This window comes from Virgibacillus sp. NKC19-16, from assembly GCF_021560035.1.
Lineage (GTDB): Bacteria > Bacillota > Bacilli > Bacillales > Amphibacillaceae > Virgibacillus_L > Virgibacillus_L salidurans.
Genome location: NZ_CP074373.1, coordinates 1,669,777 through 1,687,058, shown reverse-complemented (window position 1 = coordinate 1,687,058; position 17,282 = coordinate 1,669,777). Strand labels below are relative to the sequence as shown.

Here is a 17,282-nt window from a genome sequence, read left to right as displayed (position 1 = left end):
ATGTAATATAAGTGCGGGTTTAACTTAGAATTACATCACCATACCACCATCTATATGAATGGTTTGTCCTGTGATGTAATTTGCGTCTTCAGATGCCAGAAACCGTACAACATTCGCTACATCTTCAGCTGTTCCCAATCTTTCCAAGGGGATCATCGCCAGCATGCTTGCTCTTTGTTCTTCTGTTAATTCATCCGTCATATCTGTTGTTATAAAGCCTGGTGCTACAGCATTAACAAGAATATTACGCGTGGCTAATTCTTTCGCGGTCGTCTTCGTCAATCCAATAACACCTGCTTTGGCAGCCACATAATTTGCCTGTCCCGCATTACCACTAACCCCGACAATAGATGCGACATTTATAATTCTGCCATTCTTTTGTCTCATCATTTGTCTTGTTACTGCTTTTGTACAGACAAAGGCACCTTTAAGATTCGTGTTTATAACTTGGTCAAATTCTTCTTCTTTCATGCGCATTAATAAATTATCTTTATTAACTCCAGCATTATTTACTAAAATATCCAGACTCCCGAACTGACTGACTACTTCCTTCACCATCGATTTGACATTTGTTTCATTTGCAACATCTGCCTGGACTTTAAATGCCTTCACTCCAATTGATTCAAGCTCTTCTACAACACCTTTTGCTTTTGCTTCACTTCCAGCATAGTTCACCGCTACATTTGCTCCCTGTTTGGCTAATTCTATAGCAATTGCCCTGCCAATTCCACGTGATGCACCTGTAACTAAAGCGTTTTTACCTTTTAGCATTACGATCCCTCCCTGTACCATGAAATAAAGTCATTCATTGATTCTATATCCTGTACTGCGAATGTAGGTGTCCTGCGATTTATTTTTCTTACAAGACCGCTCAGTACTTTTCCATTACCAACTTCAACAAAAGCGTCAATGCCTTGATCAATCATGTGTCGAATCGATTCTTCAAATCGTACAGGAGAATACAATTGTTTAATGAGAAGGTCTTTTATCTCTTCACTTTCTGTTACTGGTGCTGCTGAAACATTAGCATAAACAGGAATGCTGGCAGTTTTTATTTCAGTTTCATTTAAATATGCTGTAAATTCAGCATTAGCAGCTTTCATCAATTTAGAATGAAATGGCCCGCTGACATTTAACGGAAGGATACGTTTTGCACCATTTTCTTTTAAAATAGCTGACGCCTGTTCGATCCCTTCTTTTGACCCGGAAATAACGATTTGTCCTGGAGAATTTAAATTCGCAATATCAACAACGTTATCTTCACTTACCTCCTTCAGGGAGTTTTCTATTTCTTTTTCAGAAAGGCCAAGCACCGCTGCCATTGTTCCTCGGCCTTTTGGAAATGCTTCTTCCATTAATTTACCACGAGTGGCTACAAGGGGTAAAGCCCTGTCCAAAGGAATCGACCCTGCTGCGACTAAAGCACTGTATTCTCCAAGACTGTGCCCAACCGTCATAACTGGTTGAATTTGTTCTTTTAACAGTAATGTATGTATGGCAATACTAGATAATAATAAGGCAGGTTGTGCATTTTCTGTTTCTGTTAACTCCTCTTTTGGTCCCTCAAACATAATCTTAGTAATATCTCTATTTAATGCCTGATTCGCTTCCTGGTATAGCTCTTTAATGTCCGGATAACTGTCATAGAATACCTTCCCCATACCAACCGCTTGTGAACCTTGTCCTGGAAACATAAAAGCTACTCTCTTCACTGAGATCCCTCCTCTTTATCCAATTTAATGGATTCGACAGTTGTTTTAATCGTATCAGTCACATTGTACTCAACCATGTGGCAAGCTTGTTTAATCGCATTATAAATTGCTCTTTGATTTGATGATCCATGTGCTTTAATGACAGGTGATGCTAAACCAAACAGGCCGGCGCCACCATATTCCGAATAATCCAGTTTCGTTTTCAACCCTTTTAAATCACTTTTTACCATACCGGCTGCCATTTTTGTTTTCATGGAAGACATGAACGTTTCCTTTAACATCGAAAACATCGTCATTGCTGTACCTTCAATTGTTTTTAGAGCGATGTTTCCACTAAATCCATCTGTAACGACAACATCGGCCGCCCCGCTTAATATGTCTCTAGCTTCCACGTTTCCAATGAAATTAATGGGGGCATCTTTCATTAAAGCAAACGCCTTTTTGGTAAGGTCATTTCCTTTTCCTTCTTCTGTTCCGACATTCAATAGGCCTACTGTCGGATTTTTTAGCGAACGCACTTTCTCTGTATAAATGGATCCCATCACCGCATATTGAACAAGATGATCAGGCTTTGCATCAACATTTGCCCCTACATCTAATAATAGAAATCCCTTCCCGTCAATAGTAGGAAGTGTCGGACTAAGCGCAGGTCGGTCAATCCCGGGAATCCTGCCAACAACAAACAGACCTGCACTCATTAATGCGCCCGTGTTCCCTGCCGAGATACAAGCATCTGCTCGCCCTTCGTTAACTTCTTTTGCCATTAGTACAAGTGAGGCGCCTCTTTTACGACGAACAGCACGTACAGGCTCATCTTCACTTGTTATAACTTCTTCGGTATGTATAACTTCAATATTCTTTGTATTTGATAAATGTTCGTTAATCTTATTTTCATCACCTATTAGGGTGATATGCAGGTCTCCTATCTGGGAAATTGCATCCATTGCACCCAGCACAATTTCTTTTGGTGCATGGTCGCCTCCCATGGCATCAATTGCTAACCTCACCTAAGCGATCCCCTTTCTGTTCATTTGATTGATACATGTAAAATAGTCCTGACAATACGTTCTCATTTTCTACAAAACTATCTACTTTAACAATCGTTAAACCTTTATCATTTTTTCCATCCATGGTTGCTTTGGCGATAACACGCTCGCCTTCCTTTACTTGTCTTGTAAATTTAATTTCTGTTTTTGCAGTGAGTGCTAACTCATCGTTTATGACCGCAACAGCAAGTGAATTGGCTTGTGCAAACAAATGATGGCCGCGCGCTATCTTATTACGGGAAAATACATGTTCCGATTTAATATCCAAAATGGAAATCGCCCGCTTATCCAATTCCAAATCAATAACTTCCCCAATCACTTCTTCCATTGGCAATGCTTTAACCTGATTATTCGCAACAGATTTAATACGTTCCCGAAGTTCTGGAATGGAGAGCTCCATGCGATCAAGACGTATCGTTTGAATACTGACTGAAAACATTTGTGCAAGTTGCTCATCATTTATAAACGGTGTTTCTTCAATAGTTGCTTTTAAATCTTGTTGACGATCTGCTTTCGTTCTTTTCATATCTGGCACCATCCAACGTAATCCACATTTTATGACTTGGTACTAATAGTAATATATAATACTACAGTTAATTATGCAAGATGTTAATGTTAATCTAATTTATCGGCAAAAAAGGAACTATTCTCCAAATATTCCCTTAGTTGATAAAATGCCTCATCTTCTTCGAGCAGATTTGTTTCAATAATTTCCTGTGCATCCTTACGCGCTGTCTCTAGCGCCCGGTAATCATGGATCATATCAGCAACTTTAAAATCCGGTACACCACTTTGTTTTTTTCCAAAAAAATCCCCGGGGCCCCTTAATTTTAAATCCTGCTCGGACAACTCAAATCCATTTGTGGTTTCCGTCATGACCCGCATTCTTTCCTTTCCAACCTCTCCTTTTGGATCAGCGATTAAAATGCAATAGCTCTGCTTATCTCCTCTGCCAACCCTCCCTCTTAACTGATGGAGTTGTGACAAACCAAAACGCTCGGCATCATAAATGACCATAATCGTCGCGTTTGGAACATCAACCCCAACCTCTACGACAGTTGTGGAAACAAGTATTTGAATTTCATTGGCAGCAAATTGTTTCATAGCACTATCTTTTTCTTCTGCAGGAAGTCTGCCATGCATTAGACCAATTTCTACCTCCCTTGGATAATAATCTTGTAATTGGTGATAAAGGTCAACCGCATCTTGAATATCCAATTTATCGGACTCCTCGATAAGTGGGCAAATGACATATGCCTGCTCACCAACAGAAATCTGTTTTTCAATGAAACCCAATACTCTTTCAAATGTATTCCCTTTTGTCCAATAAGTTTCTATCGCTTTTCTGCCCTGAGGCATTTCATCAATTACAGAAACATCCATATCCCCAAACGCGGTAATAGCTAGTGTACGTGGAATTGGTGTTGCAGTCATGAATAAAACATCAGGACTTAGCCCTTTGTCCCGTAGAGCTCGCCTTTGATTGACGCCAAAGCGGTGCTGCTCGTCCACAATAACAAATCCTAAATCACCGAAAATAACATCATCTTGTATAAGGGCATGTGTTCCGATTACAATATTTACTTCATGATCTCCAATAGCATCTACAATTTCTTTTCGTTTTTTCCCTTTTACAGCCCCTGTTAATAGCACAATATTTGCTTTTTCTCCAAATAAATTCGTTAACGATTGATAATGCTGTTCTGCAAGGATTTCAGTTGGAACCATTAACGCCCCTTGCTTTCCTGCAGTAATCGACGCATATAGACATATCGCAGCTACAGCAGTTTTACCTGATCCTACATCACCTTGCAGAAGTCTATTCATCCTGTATGGTGATTTCATATCAGATAAAATCTGATTCAACGATTTTTGTTGTGCTTTTGTCAAATCAAATGGGAAGACATCTTTAAACTCCTGTATTTTAACAGGATCATAGTGCTGCGCATTACCTTGGGTAGCTTCTCGCTTTAATCTTCTTAAGAGCTGCATTTTAAGTTGAAATAACAGAAATTCTTCATATATAAATCGTCGTCTCGCATGTTTAAGTGCTACTCTACTTGTTGGGAAATGCATGGTTCTTAGCGCTTTTTTTCGGTCAGGCAGCTTATATGCATCCAAGAAACTCAAAGGCAGGAGCTCTGTCGTTTCATGTACATGATCCTTTAATGCCTGTCCGATCGTTTTCTTTAGTCTCCCACTCGATATGTCACCTTTTATCGAATATATCGAGTGGATGGTTGCCTCTTCCTCAGCAACACCTTTTTTATAATTGCTGACAGTGATTTGCAGACGATGAGCATCCCACTTCCCTGTTAATGTTAAGATATCTCCCGGATTGATCTGTTTTTTGGCAAAAGCTCGATTAAACATCACCGCTTTTATAGCTATATTCTCCACCTGTACAGTAAAGGTGAGCCTAGATTTATTTTTTCCATAAAAAGCGAGGGAGGGGTCATGAACCACTCTGCCCTCAATGGTAACTTTATCCTCGTGAATCAACTCGCCAAGTGGTTTAATTTCAAATACATCATACCGATAAGGAAAATAATGCAATAAGTCTTCTACTGTATATATATGTAATGTTGCTAGGTCCTCAGCAAACTTTTCACCTACTCCATTAATGTGTGTTACGGGCTCACTCAGCATGGTTCATCACTCTCTCTATATCATTTCGTATGTATTTCTCTTTATTGTAAATTATAACAAAAACGTCTATAATAATCATTCGTGGGTTATTTTTATAATCGGGCGGGAGAGGGACAGTTTAATTATGAGGGAAATTTATGCCTTATAAACAGGAGTCAAAATTGCCACATGAGCGAAATTTCCGCACTCAATTTCTTGCAGGATTAACCGGTTATCTGACAACTGTATACATTGTGGTTGTCAATGGATCTATACTTAGTGAAACCGGGATTTCTTTAGAAAGCGGTATGATTGCCACTATTCTGGCTAGTTTCGTTGGGACATTATTGATGGGTTTATTTGCCAAATTACCGTTAATACTTATTCCCGGCATGGGAATAAACGCCCTATTCGCCTATTCCATTGTGGAAGGAACTGGGCTTACATTCCAGGAGGGTCTAGCAGCCGTATTATTAGCTGCTCTCATCTTTTTAATCACAGCTTTTACGAAGTTAGGGCTTTTATTAAAAGAAGCTGTACCTGGATCATTAAAACATGGCATTACGGCAGGTTTAGGCTTATTCCTTATTTTAATCGGCTTGGAGAAAAGCGGTCTTGTTGTAAATGGAGATAATAGTGTAGTTGCAATTGGAGACTTTACATCACCACCTGTAATCGTTAGCTTATTAACATTATTCTTGGCGATATTTTTATTTGTAAAAAATATCCCTGCCAATTTTTTGATTACAATAATATGTGGAACTATCCTCGCCTATTTCTTCGGTGTTATTGATACTTCGGAGGGAAGCGCTGTAGCATTAAATGAGCAACAATTACTCTTTATTCCTTCATTTTCTGCGATTGGAGAGCTATCATTTTGGTTGGCAGTGTTCCCACTGGCGATGGTCCTCATTTTCGAGAATATGGGCTTAATTAATGGACAGCTTGATATGCTGGATCGAGAAGAAAGCTACAGTAAGGCCTATCAGGCAACAGCCTTTTCAACGTTGACATGTGCCTTCTTTGGTACATCTCCTACTGTTTCGTCGGCTGAAAATGCCGCCGTAATCGCATCAGGCGGAAAAACGGGCAAAGCAGCTATAACAGCAAGCCTGCTGTTCCTGGGGACCCTTTTTATCATTCCATGGATAACGATGATTCCTGATACCGCTATTAGCCCTATTTTAATCCTTGTTGGGATGATCATGGCTCAAAATATTCGTCAGATTCCATTAGACAATTTGGCTGAAGCTATGCCAGCACTTTTAATCATTGTTATGATTCCATTCACATATAGTATTGCTGATGGGATGGCATTTGGATTTATTGCATATCCAATCGTAAAATTGGCACAGGGAAAGCAAAAAGAATTATCGGTAGCTTTACTTATTATTTCATTCCTTTTCCTGTTAGATTTCATAATGAAAGTCATTGGGATATAAAAAACTCGCCTTTTTTACAAGGCGAGTTTTTTATCTTTTGCTTTACTCCACGGACAGTATATAAGAATACACCGGCTGGTTCCCCTTATGAACTTCAACCTCGATATCTTCATACGCCTCGCTCATGTAGGAAACAAGCGTTTCAACTTCTTTATCCTCTGTATCCTCACCTTGTAAGATAGTAAGGATCTCATCATCTTCCGAAATCATTTCATTTATTAATAATTTCACGACTTCCATTTTATCTTGATGTGATGCTTTAATTTTACCGTTCGCTATTCCCATGAAGTTACCATTCTCGATCGTCATACCATCAATCTGCGTATCACGCACTGCATATGTAACTTGTCCGGTTTTGACAAGCTTTCTGGCTTCATCCATTGTTTCTTTATTCGTCGTGATGTCAGATTGGGGATGAAATGCTAACATCGCACTTATCCCTTGTGGAATCGTACTTGTTGGCACAACTTCTACATTTTCTTCTGCTAATTTTGCAGCTTGATCTGCTGCCATAATAATGTTTTTGTTATTTGGTAAAATTAAAATGTTATTTGCATTGGCTTGTTTAATAGCATCGGTAATGTCCTGTGTGCTGGGATTCATTGTTTGTCCACCTTCAATCACAACAGAAGCACCAAGACTTTCCAGCAACGTTTTTAAACCACTTCCTATAGCAACAGTCACAATCGCATATTCCGTTTTTTCTTTGGGTGTTTCTTTATTACTTTTATCTCCTACAAGAGCCGTATGCTGTTCACGCATGTTTTCTATTTTCATATTAATCAAACTACCATATCGCTGACCAAGTGTCATAACCGTTCCTGGATATTCCGCATGTACATGAACTTTTACAATATCATCATCGGAAACAACCAATAAGGAATCACCATGTTCACTTAACTCATTCCGAAAATCTTCTTCATTAAAAGGATTTTTAGCTATTTTCTCCTTTTCAAATTTAACCATGAATTCCGTGCAATAACCAAATTCAATATCAGCTGTATCCATGAAATCCTGTGTGATTTTATGATGTTCTGCATTTACCATATCATCCATATCTATATCAGAGTCATTTTCCGGAAGTTCTTCTCCTTTTAACGCAGCTAAAAAGCCTTCATAAATTGTAACCAGGCCTTGTCCACCTGAATCAACAACACCGACTTCTTTTAAAACGGGTAATAAATCAGGTGTACGTTTCAATGATGCTTTCGCTTCCGTTATTACATGTTCCATTAAAGCGATTACATCGGTTTCCTTTTTTGCTTGTTTGACAGCTTCTTTTGCAGCATCTTTTGCAACCGTTAAAATGGTTCCTTCTACTGGTTTCATAACAGCTTTATATGCTGTTGCAACACCACTATCAAAAGCATTTGCTAAATCTCCGGCTGTAAGGGTTTGTTTTTTATCCATTCCTTTTGAAAAACCACGGAAAATCTGCGATAGAATAACACCGGAGTTCCCTCTGGCTCCCATTAATAACCCTTTAGCAAAAGCATTCGCCACTTCAGAGACATCATTACTGTCCAGTTCCTTAACTTCGCTCGCTCCGGAAGTCATCGATAAATTCATATTTGTTCCAGTATCACCATCTGGTACTGGAAATACATTCAATGCATCTATTTTTTTGGCATTGTCTGCTAAATGGTATGCTCCAGATTGTACCATTTGCGCAAAAGTAACGCCATCCAACTTTTGTACCGTCACTATACTTCCTCCTCTAAAAAAAACAAATAAGCAAGGTTTAGTCCATCGCTACACGGACTCCTTGAATATATATATTTACTGAATCAATGGACAATCCCAATGATTGGTTTAATGTGTATTTAACTTGTGATTGGACATTGTGCGCCACTTCAGAGATCTTCGTTCCGTAGCTTACGATAATGTACATATCAATATGCAAGTGACTATCTTCCTGGCGTACAACAACACCCCTGGAGAAGTTTTCCCTTCTAAGCATTTCAGCAATCCCGTCTCTAATTTGGCTTTTAGAAGCCATGCCTACAATGCCATAACATTCTACTGCAGCGCCACCTGCAATTGTGGCAATAACCTCATTTGTGATTGTTACGTGACCATCATTTGTATTAAGTTCTATAGACATATTAATCCTCCTTAACCAACCGCTCATATAAGAGGATGTTCGAAAAGTCCGGTAAAAATGACACTTCGCAGGAGACCTTCTGCTAAAATCGCCGACGTCCTGTGGAAGCTCGTTGGCTTGTTTCTCCGCCTCGAACTTTCGACGCACAGGACGTGCTAGTGTCGGTGTTGCCACAGGACGTGGCGAACTTAACCGACGCGGTCCTTTTTATCCCTTCTTTTTGAACACACACTATAAGCATATTCTACTACATTAAAAACAAATTTAAAAGCAGATATTAACTTTATATAAATTTTATACCTTATTACAATGGACGATTTAGTTTATTGTGTCAAGCTGTTTATCTTTATCACGTTAAAATATGGATAACCTTAAATTCACGGTAAAAAATATTTTCTGAGACAAACAATACCTCGTGAAAGATTGCATTCTGTTACGACTTGTGATAAATTAAGTAAGTATAAAAATGACATATGTTAGATTAGGAGGGATACCATGGCTAGAAAATGTGTTGTTACTGGACGGAAAACTCGCAGTGGAAACCAACGTTCTCACGCTATGAATTCCAACAAGCGTAATTGGAAAGCTAATGTGCAAAAAGTACGTATTATGGTAGACGGCAAACCTAAACGTGTTTATGTTTCTGCACGCGCGCTTAAATCAGGTAAAGTAGAGCGTGTATAATATACTAAAATAAAGTACAGAAAGCACGCGTAATTCCTAAAAAGCACCGATGTGATACTATCGTATACATCGGTGCTTTTTTAGTATCTCTACGAACAATGTTTTCTAGAAAATATTGTTTTCGTTTCAAAAAATAAGCTTCTGCCAAGTCTGCCTGACAAAAGCTAGTCTCCATTATTTATCTTTTTTAAAAGCACCAATACAAACCCTGACAAATCCGCCAATAAATCTTGGGAGTTTAATCGTATAAAATTTCATGAGTTCGCCCTCCTCTAAAAACTACACTGGAATCATGTCACAACTCTTTACTAGTAATAATATGCCTTCTTTGTACGAAAAAGTACCATTATTTAAAAGAAGCCTGTTTGAAATACATAGTGTTGAGCCCCAGGAAATCGTTTGATCAACCAATGAATATTTAAACTCAGATAAACTCAAGCCCCGCACATGTTGCGTAAAAGGGATAAAAGAGATAGTTGGATAATTGTCATCATGTTGGACGATGTGCTCTCCCGGGAGGGTTAATTCTATAAAATTTGATTTATCTACCATAATGCCTCGAATACCTTTCGTAATAATCGAATGCAGAAGTTGTATATTTACCAGTTCATGATCAAGCCTGCCACCGGTGACACCAAATAAATATATTTTATCCGGGTGTAATTCATACCCTTTTCGAAGCGCTAGCTCTAAATCAGTTTCATTCTTTTCAGGAGGATATTCTTCAAAAAAATTTGTGTTTTTTTGAATGGCGCCTTTTTCTTCCTCGTTTATGGAATCGAAATCTCCTACTGCGTATTCTATTGGAATCTGATTTTTTGTTAACGTTAATGAACCACGATCTGCACCTATCCAGATATCAACTTCACTCATAAACTGCTTGAAATCAGGATGTAGCTCTACAGGACCATTTCCTACAATTGCTACAGATATCATAGGTTCTACTTCCCGTCCGCGGCATCTACAATATTTTTCATTGCTTCCTGTCTATCGGTGTGGTTAAATACAGCACTCCCAGCAACCAATACATCCGCCCCGGCATCTACACATTTTTTTGCAGTTTGATTATTTACCCCACCATCTACTTCAATTTCAAAAGATAAGTTCATTTCTTTTCGCCATGTGGCAACTTGTTCTATTTTTTGGAGCGTATTATCAATAAATGACTGGCCGCCATACCCTGGATTTACAGTCATTATTAAAATTAAATCCACATCCGGTAATATGGGGAGTAAGGTTTCCGCTGATGTTGCAGGATTAATAACAACACCTGCTTTCACACCATTCTCTCTAATCTGCTGAACCGTTCGATGCAGGTGGGGGCATGCTTCCTGATGCACGGTAATGATAGAAGCACCTGATGCAGCAAACATAGCGATATAGTCATCCGGATTTTCAATCATTAAGTGAACATCCAAAGGAAGTGATGTAATTGGCTTTATTGCATCTACAACCAAAGGGCCTATTGTAATATTTGGAACAAAGTGGCCATCCATTACATCCACATGAATATAATCTGCCCCGCCACGCTCGACGTCTTTAATTTCATTACCTAGATTTGAAAAGTCTGCTGATAATATCGATGGTGCAATTTTAGTCATTATTAGTACCTCGGCTTTCGTGATTGAATTTCTTTTAAAAAACGCAAATAATTCTTATATCTATATGCTGTAATTTCTCCTAGTTCTACAGCCTGCTTTACCGCACACTTTGGTTCTTTATTATGCATACAGCCACGGAATTTACAATCTGCTTTGATTTCTCTCATCTCAGGAAAACAATCTGTTAGTTCTTCTGAATCTATTTCACGTAAATCCAATGAACTAAACCCGGGAGTATCTGCTACAAGCCCGTGATGAACCTGCTGGAGTTCTACATGTTTGGTCGTATGCTTTCCCCTTCCCAGGCTTTTGGAGATCTCGGCAGTTTTAAGCAGAAGAGATGGATTTAACGCATTAAGCAGCGATGATTTTCCCACACCTGACTGCCCGGCAAAAACAGTTACATTACGACTAAAGTAATGATCTAAATCGGGTAATTGAACTGGTTCCTTTGTTGAAAGTAATTCTACGGCATATCCAATTTCCTGATATTCTTTTTGATAGCTTATCATTTTGGATATCTCTGCCTCCGAGGCAAGATCCATTTTCGTGATAAAAATGACTGGCTTGATATCCTTGGCTTCAATCAATACAAGAAACTGGTCCAGCAACACTGTACTAAAAACAGGTTCGACGGCAGAGCTGACGATAATAGCCTGATTAATATTTGCTATTGGTGGACGTATGAGTTCGTTTTCCCTTTGCTTAATCTCCATAATATATCCTTCATTAGGATTGCTTATATCAAAGGTAACAAAATCACCTACCAGAGGTGTTATCTTCTTATTACGAAAAAGACCTCTCCCTCTGCATTGATATATACGTTCATCTGCTTTTACATAATAAAATCCACTTAAAGCCTTTATTATTCTGCCCTCTGCCATTTATTCACCTTCTTCATCTTCGTACGAAACTGTCTCTTCTGTAAGTACCTCATCATCACGCATAATTCTATATGCAGCATCAGTGTCTGGGGCGATGGTTAATGTAAATGTATACTCTGTATCCTCGGTAATTGTCTCTTCTTGATATACTTCATCTATATCATTGTTCATGTCATCGATATAGATTCGAACAGTTTGCTGTTCCGGTTCTTCTTCATTTCCCTCGCCTTCTTCATCTTCCTCACCATCAGAGCTGTATGGTACCGTATAGGTTATGGAATGAGAGGCAGGGGGCTGTTCCTCAGGTCCGGATGACACATATACATTTACCGTAGAACCTTCTTCTAATTCGGTGTTAGCTTCGGGTTCCTGACGGATAACTTCTCCTTCTGGTGTGCTATCAGAATTCTCTTCAACTTGATTCATGGTTAAATTTTGATTGTCTAAATAATCACTTGCCGCCTCTTCTGTCATCCCTGTTAGATCATTTAAACTGACTAATTCCGGGCCAATACTAACTTCAAATATAACGCTGGTTTCACTTGGCACAACTTCACTATCCGGATTTGGTTGAATCTGAGTTACGATTTCCCCAACCGGCCGATCGGAGTGTGTGTCATAAGTAATTATTTCATCATAATCTTCTTCAAGTATTCGTTCAACTTGACTATAATCCCTTCCAACATAATCATCAAAAGCTACCGTTTCTTGCCCTTGACTAACAAATAGCGTTATCATTGACCCTTCCTTTACTGTTCTTCCGGGTTGCGGATCTGTTCTTACTACAAATCCTTCTTCTATTTCTTCAGAATAAATTAATTCCTGTTCCGTAATTAGGTTAAGACTTTCCAATTCATCTTCTGCTTCACCGGATTCCATTTCGCCTACATTTGGTACAGTAACATCATTAGGTTGCAGGAGAAAAAATGCAGCCATTCCAGACGCAAGTAAAATAAATAAGATCACACCTATTATTATGCCCTTTTTCTTGCGCTTGTTCTTTGGCTTTTTATTTTTCTTTTTCTTTTTTAAATCCTTTTTTGACTTCTTGTTATTTTTTCCACCAGGTGGATAGTCTTTTGTGCTTCCCGTTGTTTGATGGACCAACGTATCCTGATCCGGGTTCTGTTCTGTCTGGTTATCTGTAATAATTGGAATAGCTTTCGTTTCTTCTCCAGCTTCCACAGGTGGTGAATAAACTTCTTCGTTTATTTTACTCGGATCTAAAGCAGTTTCTATAGCATCCTCAACATCATAAACCGTGTCGTAACGGTGGAAGGGATCTTTAGCAGTAGCTTTCAACACAATATTCTCAACGCTTTGGGGGACATCTTGATTAAACCTTCTCACAGATGGCGTATCACTTTGTAAATGTTTTAAGGCAATCGATACAGGGGATTGGCCGGAAAATGGCAGCCTTCCTGTTAAAAGCTCAAAAAGAACAATTCCAATCGAATAAACGTCTGACTTCTTCGTTGCCGTGCCGCCCCTTGCCTGTTCCGGTGATAAATAATGAACAGACCCTAAAATGGAATTCGTTTGTGTTAAAGATGTTGCGCTTAATGCGATGGCAATTCCGAAATCAGTTACTTTAGCCTGTCCATATGTATCAATTAAAATATTTTGCGGTTTTATGTCTCTATGCACAATATCATTAGCATGTGCATGTGCAATTGCAGAAGTTAATTGCTTCATAATATCCAAGGCTTCTTGGACGTCTATAGGGCCATGCGTTTGTATGTATTCCTTAAGAGTCATCCCATCCACATATTCCATTACCATATATAAAATTTGGTCTTCTTCACCTACATCATAAATATTTACGATATTGGGGTGAGAAAGACTTGTGGCTGATTGTGCTTCCCGGTCAAATCGTGCGATAAATTCTTCGTCATTGGCATATTCCAATCTTAGTACCTTAATGGCGACATCGCGATTTAAAATCGTGTCTCTCGCTAAATAAACATTTGCCATGCCGCCTCCGCCAATTGTTTCTTTAATTTGATAGCGATCATTTAACAGGCGGCCGTTCAGCATGAAGTTTCACCTTCTTTCAAAGCAGGATCGTGACATACGATAAGGAGTGAAATATTATCTTCTCCTCCCCGTTCATTTGCCAGCTCTACCATTTGTTTTCCTGTCTCTTTTATATCACTGCTTGAATTCATAAATGAAGCGAGTTCCTCATCTGAAACCTTATTTGTTAATCCGTCAGAGCAAAGTAGTAATTTGTCCCCAAAGACCCACTCAATAGATTGTGTCTCAGCAATTGCATTTTCTTCTGTTCCAAGAGCTCGCAGAAGCACATTTTTTCTTGGATGTTGTTCTGCATCGTCTTTGGAGATTTGCCCTGAACGAACAAGTTCATTAACCAATGAATGATCCTCTGTGATTTGGTTAAGAACACTTTCACTAAACAGATAACACCGACTGTCCCCAATATGCGAAATTGTAATAAATTCATCTGTACAAATGGATGCTACAACAGTTGTTCCCATTCCTTCATATTCCGTCTTTTGAAGTGCATGTGTATAAATGGATTCATTTACCTCTATTATAGCTTGGGAGATCCATTGTTCTGCTTCCTCTGCTGAATCTAATTGATGGCCATTCTCCCATTTTTCCTCTATTAAAGATATCGCCATTTGACTCGCAACATCTCCCGCTTGGTGACCACCCATCCCATCAGCAATAATAGCTAATAACTGTCCAAATGAATTATAAAATACGCCCCCAGCATCTTCATTATAGTTTCTAACCTTGCCTCGATCAGTCAGAAATTGTCCCTTCATCCTATCACCCCTTTGTAAAAGAACAACACATAGTATATATAAAGTATTACACAAATCTGGACATAAAAGAACATAAATATTTAATTTTTTATTTAACTTTTTTTAATCTGGTAATAAAGAACCCATCTGTTTGAAAGGTTTGTGGAAATAATTGTAAACCGTATTCCGTAATTCCTTGTGAACCCTGTACATCTTCTGGTAATTCTTCAAAGAAATCTGTATCAATTATATAATCCGTATTTCTTTTTAAAAACTTGCTTACTACATCTTGGTTTTCTTCTACATCCACTGTACACGTGCTGTAAATTAATATGCCTCGTTTTTTCAATAAAGGGGAGACACTCTCCAATATGTTTAACTGAATGGTTGCCAATCTACTGATGTCCACTTCTTGTTTATCGTATTTTATCTCCGGTTTCCCTCTGATAACACCCAATCCGGAGCAGGGAGCGTCAATTAAAATTCTGTCAAAAGTCTCCTTTTCATGTTCTGCCTGCAGTTTTCTTGCATCACCCGTTTTTGCATCAATAATGGATAGCTTTAGTTCGGAAGCTCTTTTATCAATTTGTTTCACTTTCTTTTGATGAAGGTCATAAGCATGAATCATTCCTTGATCTTGCATTATTTCAGCAATGTGGGTAGCTTTCCCGCCAGGGGCACTGCACCCGTCCAGGACATGCATACCTGATGAAGCATTAAGCATTTCGGCCACAAGCATGGAGCTTTGATCCTGCACGGTAATATAACCTTCTTTAAATAAATCCGTTTTTAAAATATTTCCCTCATCAATGATGATGCCTTGACCAGAAAACATAGAAGGCCTTGTTTGAAATCCTTGATCATTCAATATTTTCATTGCTTCATCACGCGTTATTCTTAAGGGCTGGATACGAACAGAGCTGTATTTTCGAGTTAAATTCGCCTCACACATTTCACGAGTCGTTTGATAACCATAAAAAGAGGTCCAGCGCTCAACCATCCACTCCGGATGACTTGTTTCAACCGCAAGCTTTTTCGTATCATTTGCGATAGAAGCAGTATCAGGAACTCCTTTTCGTTGAATATTCCGAAGCACTCCGTTTACAAAGGAAGCAATACCTTTATGGCCTCGTTGTTTTGCAATTTCCACAGCTTCATGGATGATTGCATGATCCGGTATTCTATCCAAAAAGCTCATTTGATAAACAGACATTCTTAGTAGTACTCTTACCCATGGCTCAAGCTTTTTCTTTGAATCCACGAAGCTTTCCAAATAATAGTCTAAGGTGAATTTTCGTTGTATCGTACCGTAAAAAATTTCTGTTAATAACCTTTCATCCTGTGGCTCTATTTTCCCGGATTTTAATTCATGATCGATAAGTAAATGACTGAATCCATTATCTTTTTCTACACGTAGCAATAAATCCAGGATTGTCATTCTTAATTGATAGCTACTCATATTAATCTCCCATTAGCGTGCCTATTTTTATCCGATCAGCAGAGCCTTGCAGGTAATCAGCAACAGTCATCCGCTTTTTTCCGGCGGGTTGGATTTCTGTAATTCGCACTCCTCTTTGATCCCCGCAAATAACAGTAAATGCGTTATTATCTTTTCGGACAATTTCACCTGGCATGCCCTCATATTTTTCATTATCCATTTCGCCCCACCAAAGCTTCATAATTTTTCCAAAATATGTCGTAAATGCGACAGGCCAGGGATGCAGGCCTCTTATATGATTATAGATTTCCAGATTGCTCTTTGTCCAATCGACTTTTTCCTGTTCGCGTTTAATATTCATTGCAAAGGTTGCTTTTGATTCATCCTGCTTGATTGGCTTCATACTGTCCGTGAAAATTTCAGGTAAGCTTTCGATTAGTAAGTTTGCACCCGCATTTGAAAGTTTCTCGTGGAGACTTCCAACATGATCTTCATCGTCAATCTGAACCTTTTTTTGCACTAAAATATCACCGGCATCCAGCTTCTCTGCCATATACATAAGGCTTATGCCTGTTTCCTTTTTTCCTTGTAGAATGGCATAATGAACTGGTGCTCCCCCACGTAATTCAGGGAGAAGAGAAGCATGAACATTTATGCATCCATAAACAGGCGTCTCAAGCAATGCATTCGGCAGTATTTGTCCATAGGCTGCTGTAATAATTACATCAGGCTTATACGTTAAAATTTCTTCATAATTATGTTTTAATTTTTCTGGTTGAAATACGGGAATGTTGTGTTTTTCCGCTTCTACTTTTACCGGGGGAGGGCTAATAACCTTCTTCCTTCCTTTTGGTCTATCTGGCTGAGAAACAACGAGCACCACCTCATATTCCGACTTCACCAATGAATCTAAAATAGGTACCGAAAAATCCGGTGTTCCCATAAAAACAATTCTCTTCAAGACAAAAACCT

17 protein-coding genes are annotated in these 17,282 nt (G+C 38.8%); 2 read left to right on the top strand and 15 right to left on the bottom strand.

What is annotated here, in order from left to right:
- Window positions 1-30 precede the first annotated feature (30 nt).
- From fabG to recG, 5 genes are all read right to left on the bottom strand, one after another.
- Entirely contained in the window at window positions 31-771 is a 741-nt protein-coding gene (gene fabG / locus KFZ58_RS08675) for a 3-oxoacyl-[acyl-carrier-protein] reductase (protein ID WP_235794406.1), read from the bottom strand.
- Window positions 771-1,712 carry an ACP S-malonyltransferase gene (gene fabD / locus KFZ58_RS08670; RefSeq protein WP_235794405.1) on the bottom strand — a complete coding sequence of 314 codons (942 nt, stop codon included), beginning with the start codon at window positions 1,710-1,712 and terminating at the stop codon, window positions 771-773. The genes fabG and fabD overlap by 1 nt, the downstream gene beginning before the upstream one ends.
- Entirely contained in the window at window positions 1,709-2,719 is a 1,011-nt protein-coding gene (gene plsX / locus KFZ58_RS08665; protein WP_235794404.1) for a phosphate acyltransferase PlsX, read from the bottom strand. Before plsX ends, fabD begins: the two co-directional genes overlap by 4 nt.
- Window positions 2,703-3,284, bottom strand: coding sequence for a transcription factor FapR (gene fapR / locus KFZ58_RS08660; RefSeq protein ID WP_235794403.1), 582 nt, complete (start codon window positions 3,282-3,284; stop codon window positions 2,703-2,705). The genes plsX and fapR overlap by 17 nt, the downstream gene beginning before the upstream one ends.
- A gap of 89 nt (window positions 3,285-3,373) precedes the next feature.
- Window positions 3,374-5,407, bottom strand: a complete 2,034-nt coding sequence (gene recG / locus KFZ58_RS08655; RefSeq protein ID WP_235794402.1) for an ATP-dependent DNA helicase RecG — start codon at window positions 5,405-5,407, stop codon at window positions 3,374-3,376.
- Window positions 5,408-5,544: 137 nt separating this feature from the next.
- Between recG and KFZ58_RS08650 the strand changes: the two genes are divergently transcribed.
- Window positions 5,545-6,828, top strand: a complete 1,284-nt coding sequence (locus tag KFZ58_RS08650) for an NCS2 family permease (RefSeq protein WP_235794401.1) — start codon at window positions 5,545-5,547, stop codon at window positions 6,826-6,828.
- A 42-nt stretch (window positions 6,829-6,870) separates the two neighbouring features.
- On the opposite strand, the gene KFZ58_RS08645 is transcribed toward KFZ58_RS08650, so the two are convergent.
- Together KFZ58_RS08645 and KFZ58_RS08640 are read right to left on the bottom strand one after the other, a co-directional pair.
- Window positions 6,871-8,532: a DAK2 domain-containing protein gene (locus tag KFZ58_RS08645; protein ID WP_235794400.1), complete on the bottom strand. Its 1,662-nt coding sequence runs from the start codon at window positions 8,530-8,532 to the stop codon at window positions 6,871-6,873.
- Window positions 8,533-8,569: 37 nt separating this feature from the next.
- Entirely contained in the window at window positions 8,570-8,932 is a 363-nt protein-coding gene (locus KFZ58_RS08640; RefSeq protein ID WP_235794399.1) for an Asp23/Gls24 family envelope stress response protein, read from the bottom strand.
- Window positions 8,933-9,427: 495 nt separating this feature from the next.
- Here KFZ58_RS08640 and rpmB point away from each other — a divergent pair, with 495 nt between their 5' ends.
- A complete protein-coding gene (gene rpmB, locus KFZ58_RS08635) occupies window positions 9,428-9,616 on the top strand; it encodes a 50S ribosomal protein L28 (protein WP_072886868.1) in 189 nt (62 codons plus the stop codon).
- Window positions 9,617-9,790: 174 nt separating this feature from the next.
- Here rpmB and spoVM read toward each other — a convergent pair whose 3' ends face one another.
- From spoVM to fmt, 8 genes are all read right to left on the bottom strand, one after another.
- The gene (gene spoVM / locus KFZ58_RS08630) at window positions 9,791-9,874 is read right to left on the bottom strand and encodes a stage V sporulation protein SpoVM (protein WP_209461542.1); all 84 of its coding nucleotides are present in this window, start codon (window positions 9,872-9,874) and stop codon (window positions 9,791-9,793) included.
- Window positions 9,875-9,895: 21 nt separating this feature from the next.
- Window positions 9,896-10,552, bottom strand: a complete 657-nt coding sequence (locus tag KFZ58_RS08625; protein ID WP_235794398.1) for a thiamine diphosphokinase — start codon at window positions 10,550-10,552, stop codon at window positions 9,896-9,898.
- A gap of 5 nt (window positions 10,553-10,557) precedes the next feature.
- Window positions 10,558-11,217, bottom strand: coding sequence for a ribulose-phosphate 3-epimerase (rpe, locus tag KFZ58_RS08620; RefSeq protein ID WP_235794397.1), 660 nt, complete (start codon window positions 11,215-11,217; stop codon window positions 10,558-10,560).
- A gap of 2 nt (window positions 11,218-11,219) precedes the next feature.
- Window positions 11,220-12,101, bottom strand: a complete 882-nt coding sequence (rsgA, locus tag KFZ58_RS08615; RefSeq protein WP_235794396.1) for a ribosome small subunit-dependent GTPase A — start codon at window positions 12,099-12,101, stop codon at window positions 11,220-11,222.
- Window positions 12,102-14,138, bottom strand: coding sequence for a Stk1 family PASTA domain-containing Ser/Thr kinase (pknB, locus tag KFZ58_RS08610; RefSeq protein ID WP_235794395.1), 2,037 nt, complete (start codon window positions 14,136-14,138; stop codon window positions 12,102-12,104). It lies immediately after the preceding gene.
- The gene (locus KFZ58_RS08605; RefSeq protein WP_235794394.1) at window positions 14,132-14,893 is read right to left on the bottom strand and encodes a Stp1/IreP family PP2C-type Ser/Thr phosphatase; all 762 of its coding nucleotides are present in this window, start codon (window positions 14,891-14,893) and stop codon (window positions 14,132-14,134) included. Before KFZ58_RS08605 ends, pknB begins: the two co-directional genes overlap by 7 nt.
- Window positions 14,894-14,981: 88 nt before the next feature.
- On the bottom strand, window positions 14,982-16,331 hold the full coding sequence (rsmB, locus tag KFZ58_RS08600) for a 16S rRNA (cytosine(967)-C(5))-methyltransferase RsmB (protein WP_235794393.1): 1,350 nt from the start codon (window positions 16,329-16,331) through the stop codon (window positions 14,982-14,984).
- 1 nt (window position 16,332) lies between these two features.
- Window positions 16,333-17,271, bottom strand: coding sequence for a methionyl-tRNA formyltransferase (fmt, locus tag KFZ58_RS08595; RefSeq protein WP_235794392.1), 939 nt, complete (start codon window positions 17,269-17,271; stop codon window positions 16,333-16,335).
- Window positions 17,272-17,282 lie beyond the last annotated feature (11 nt).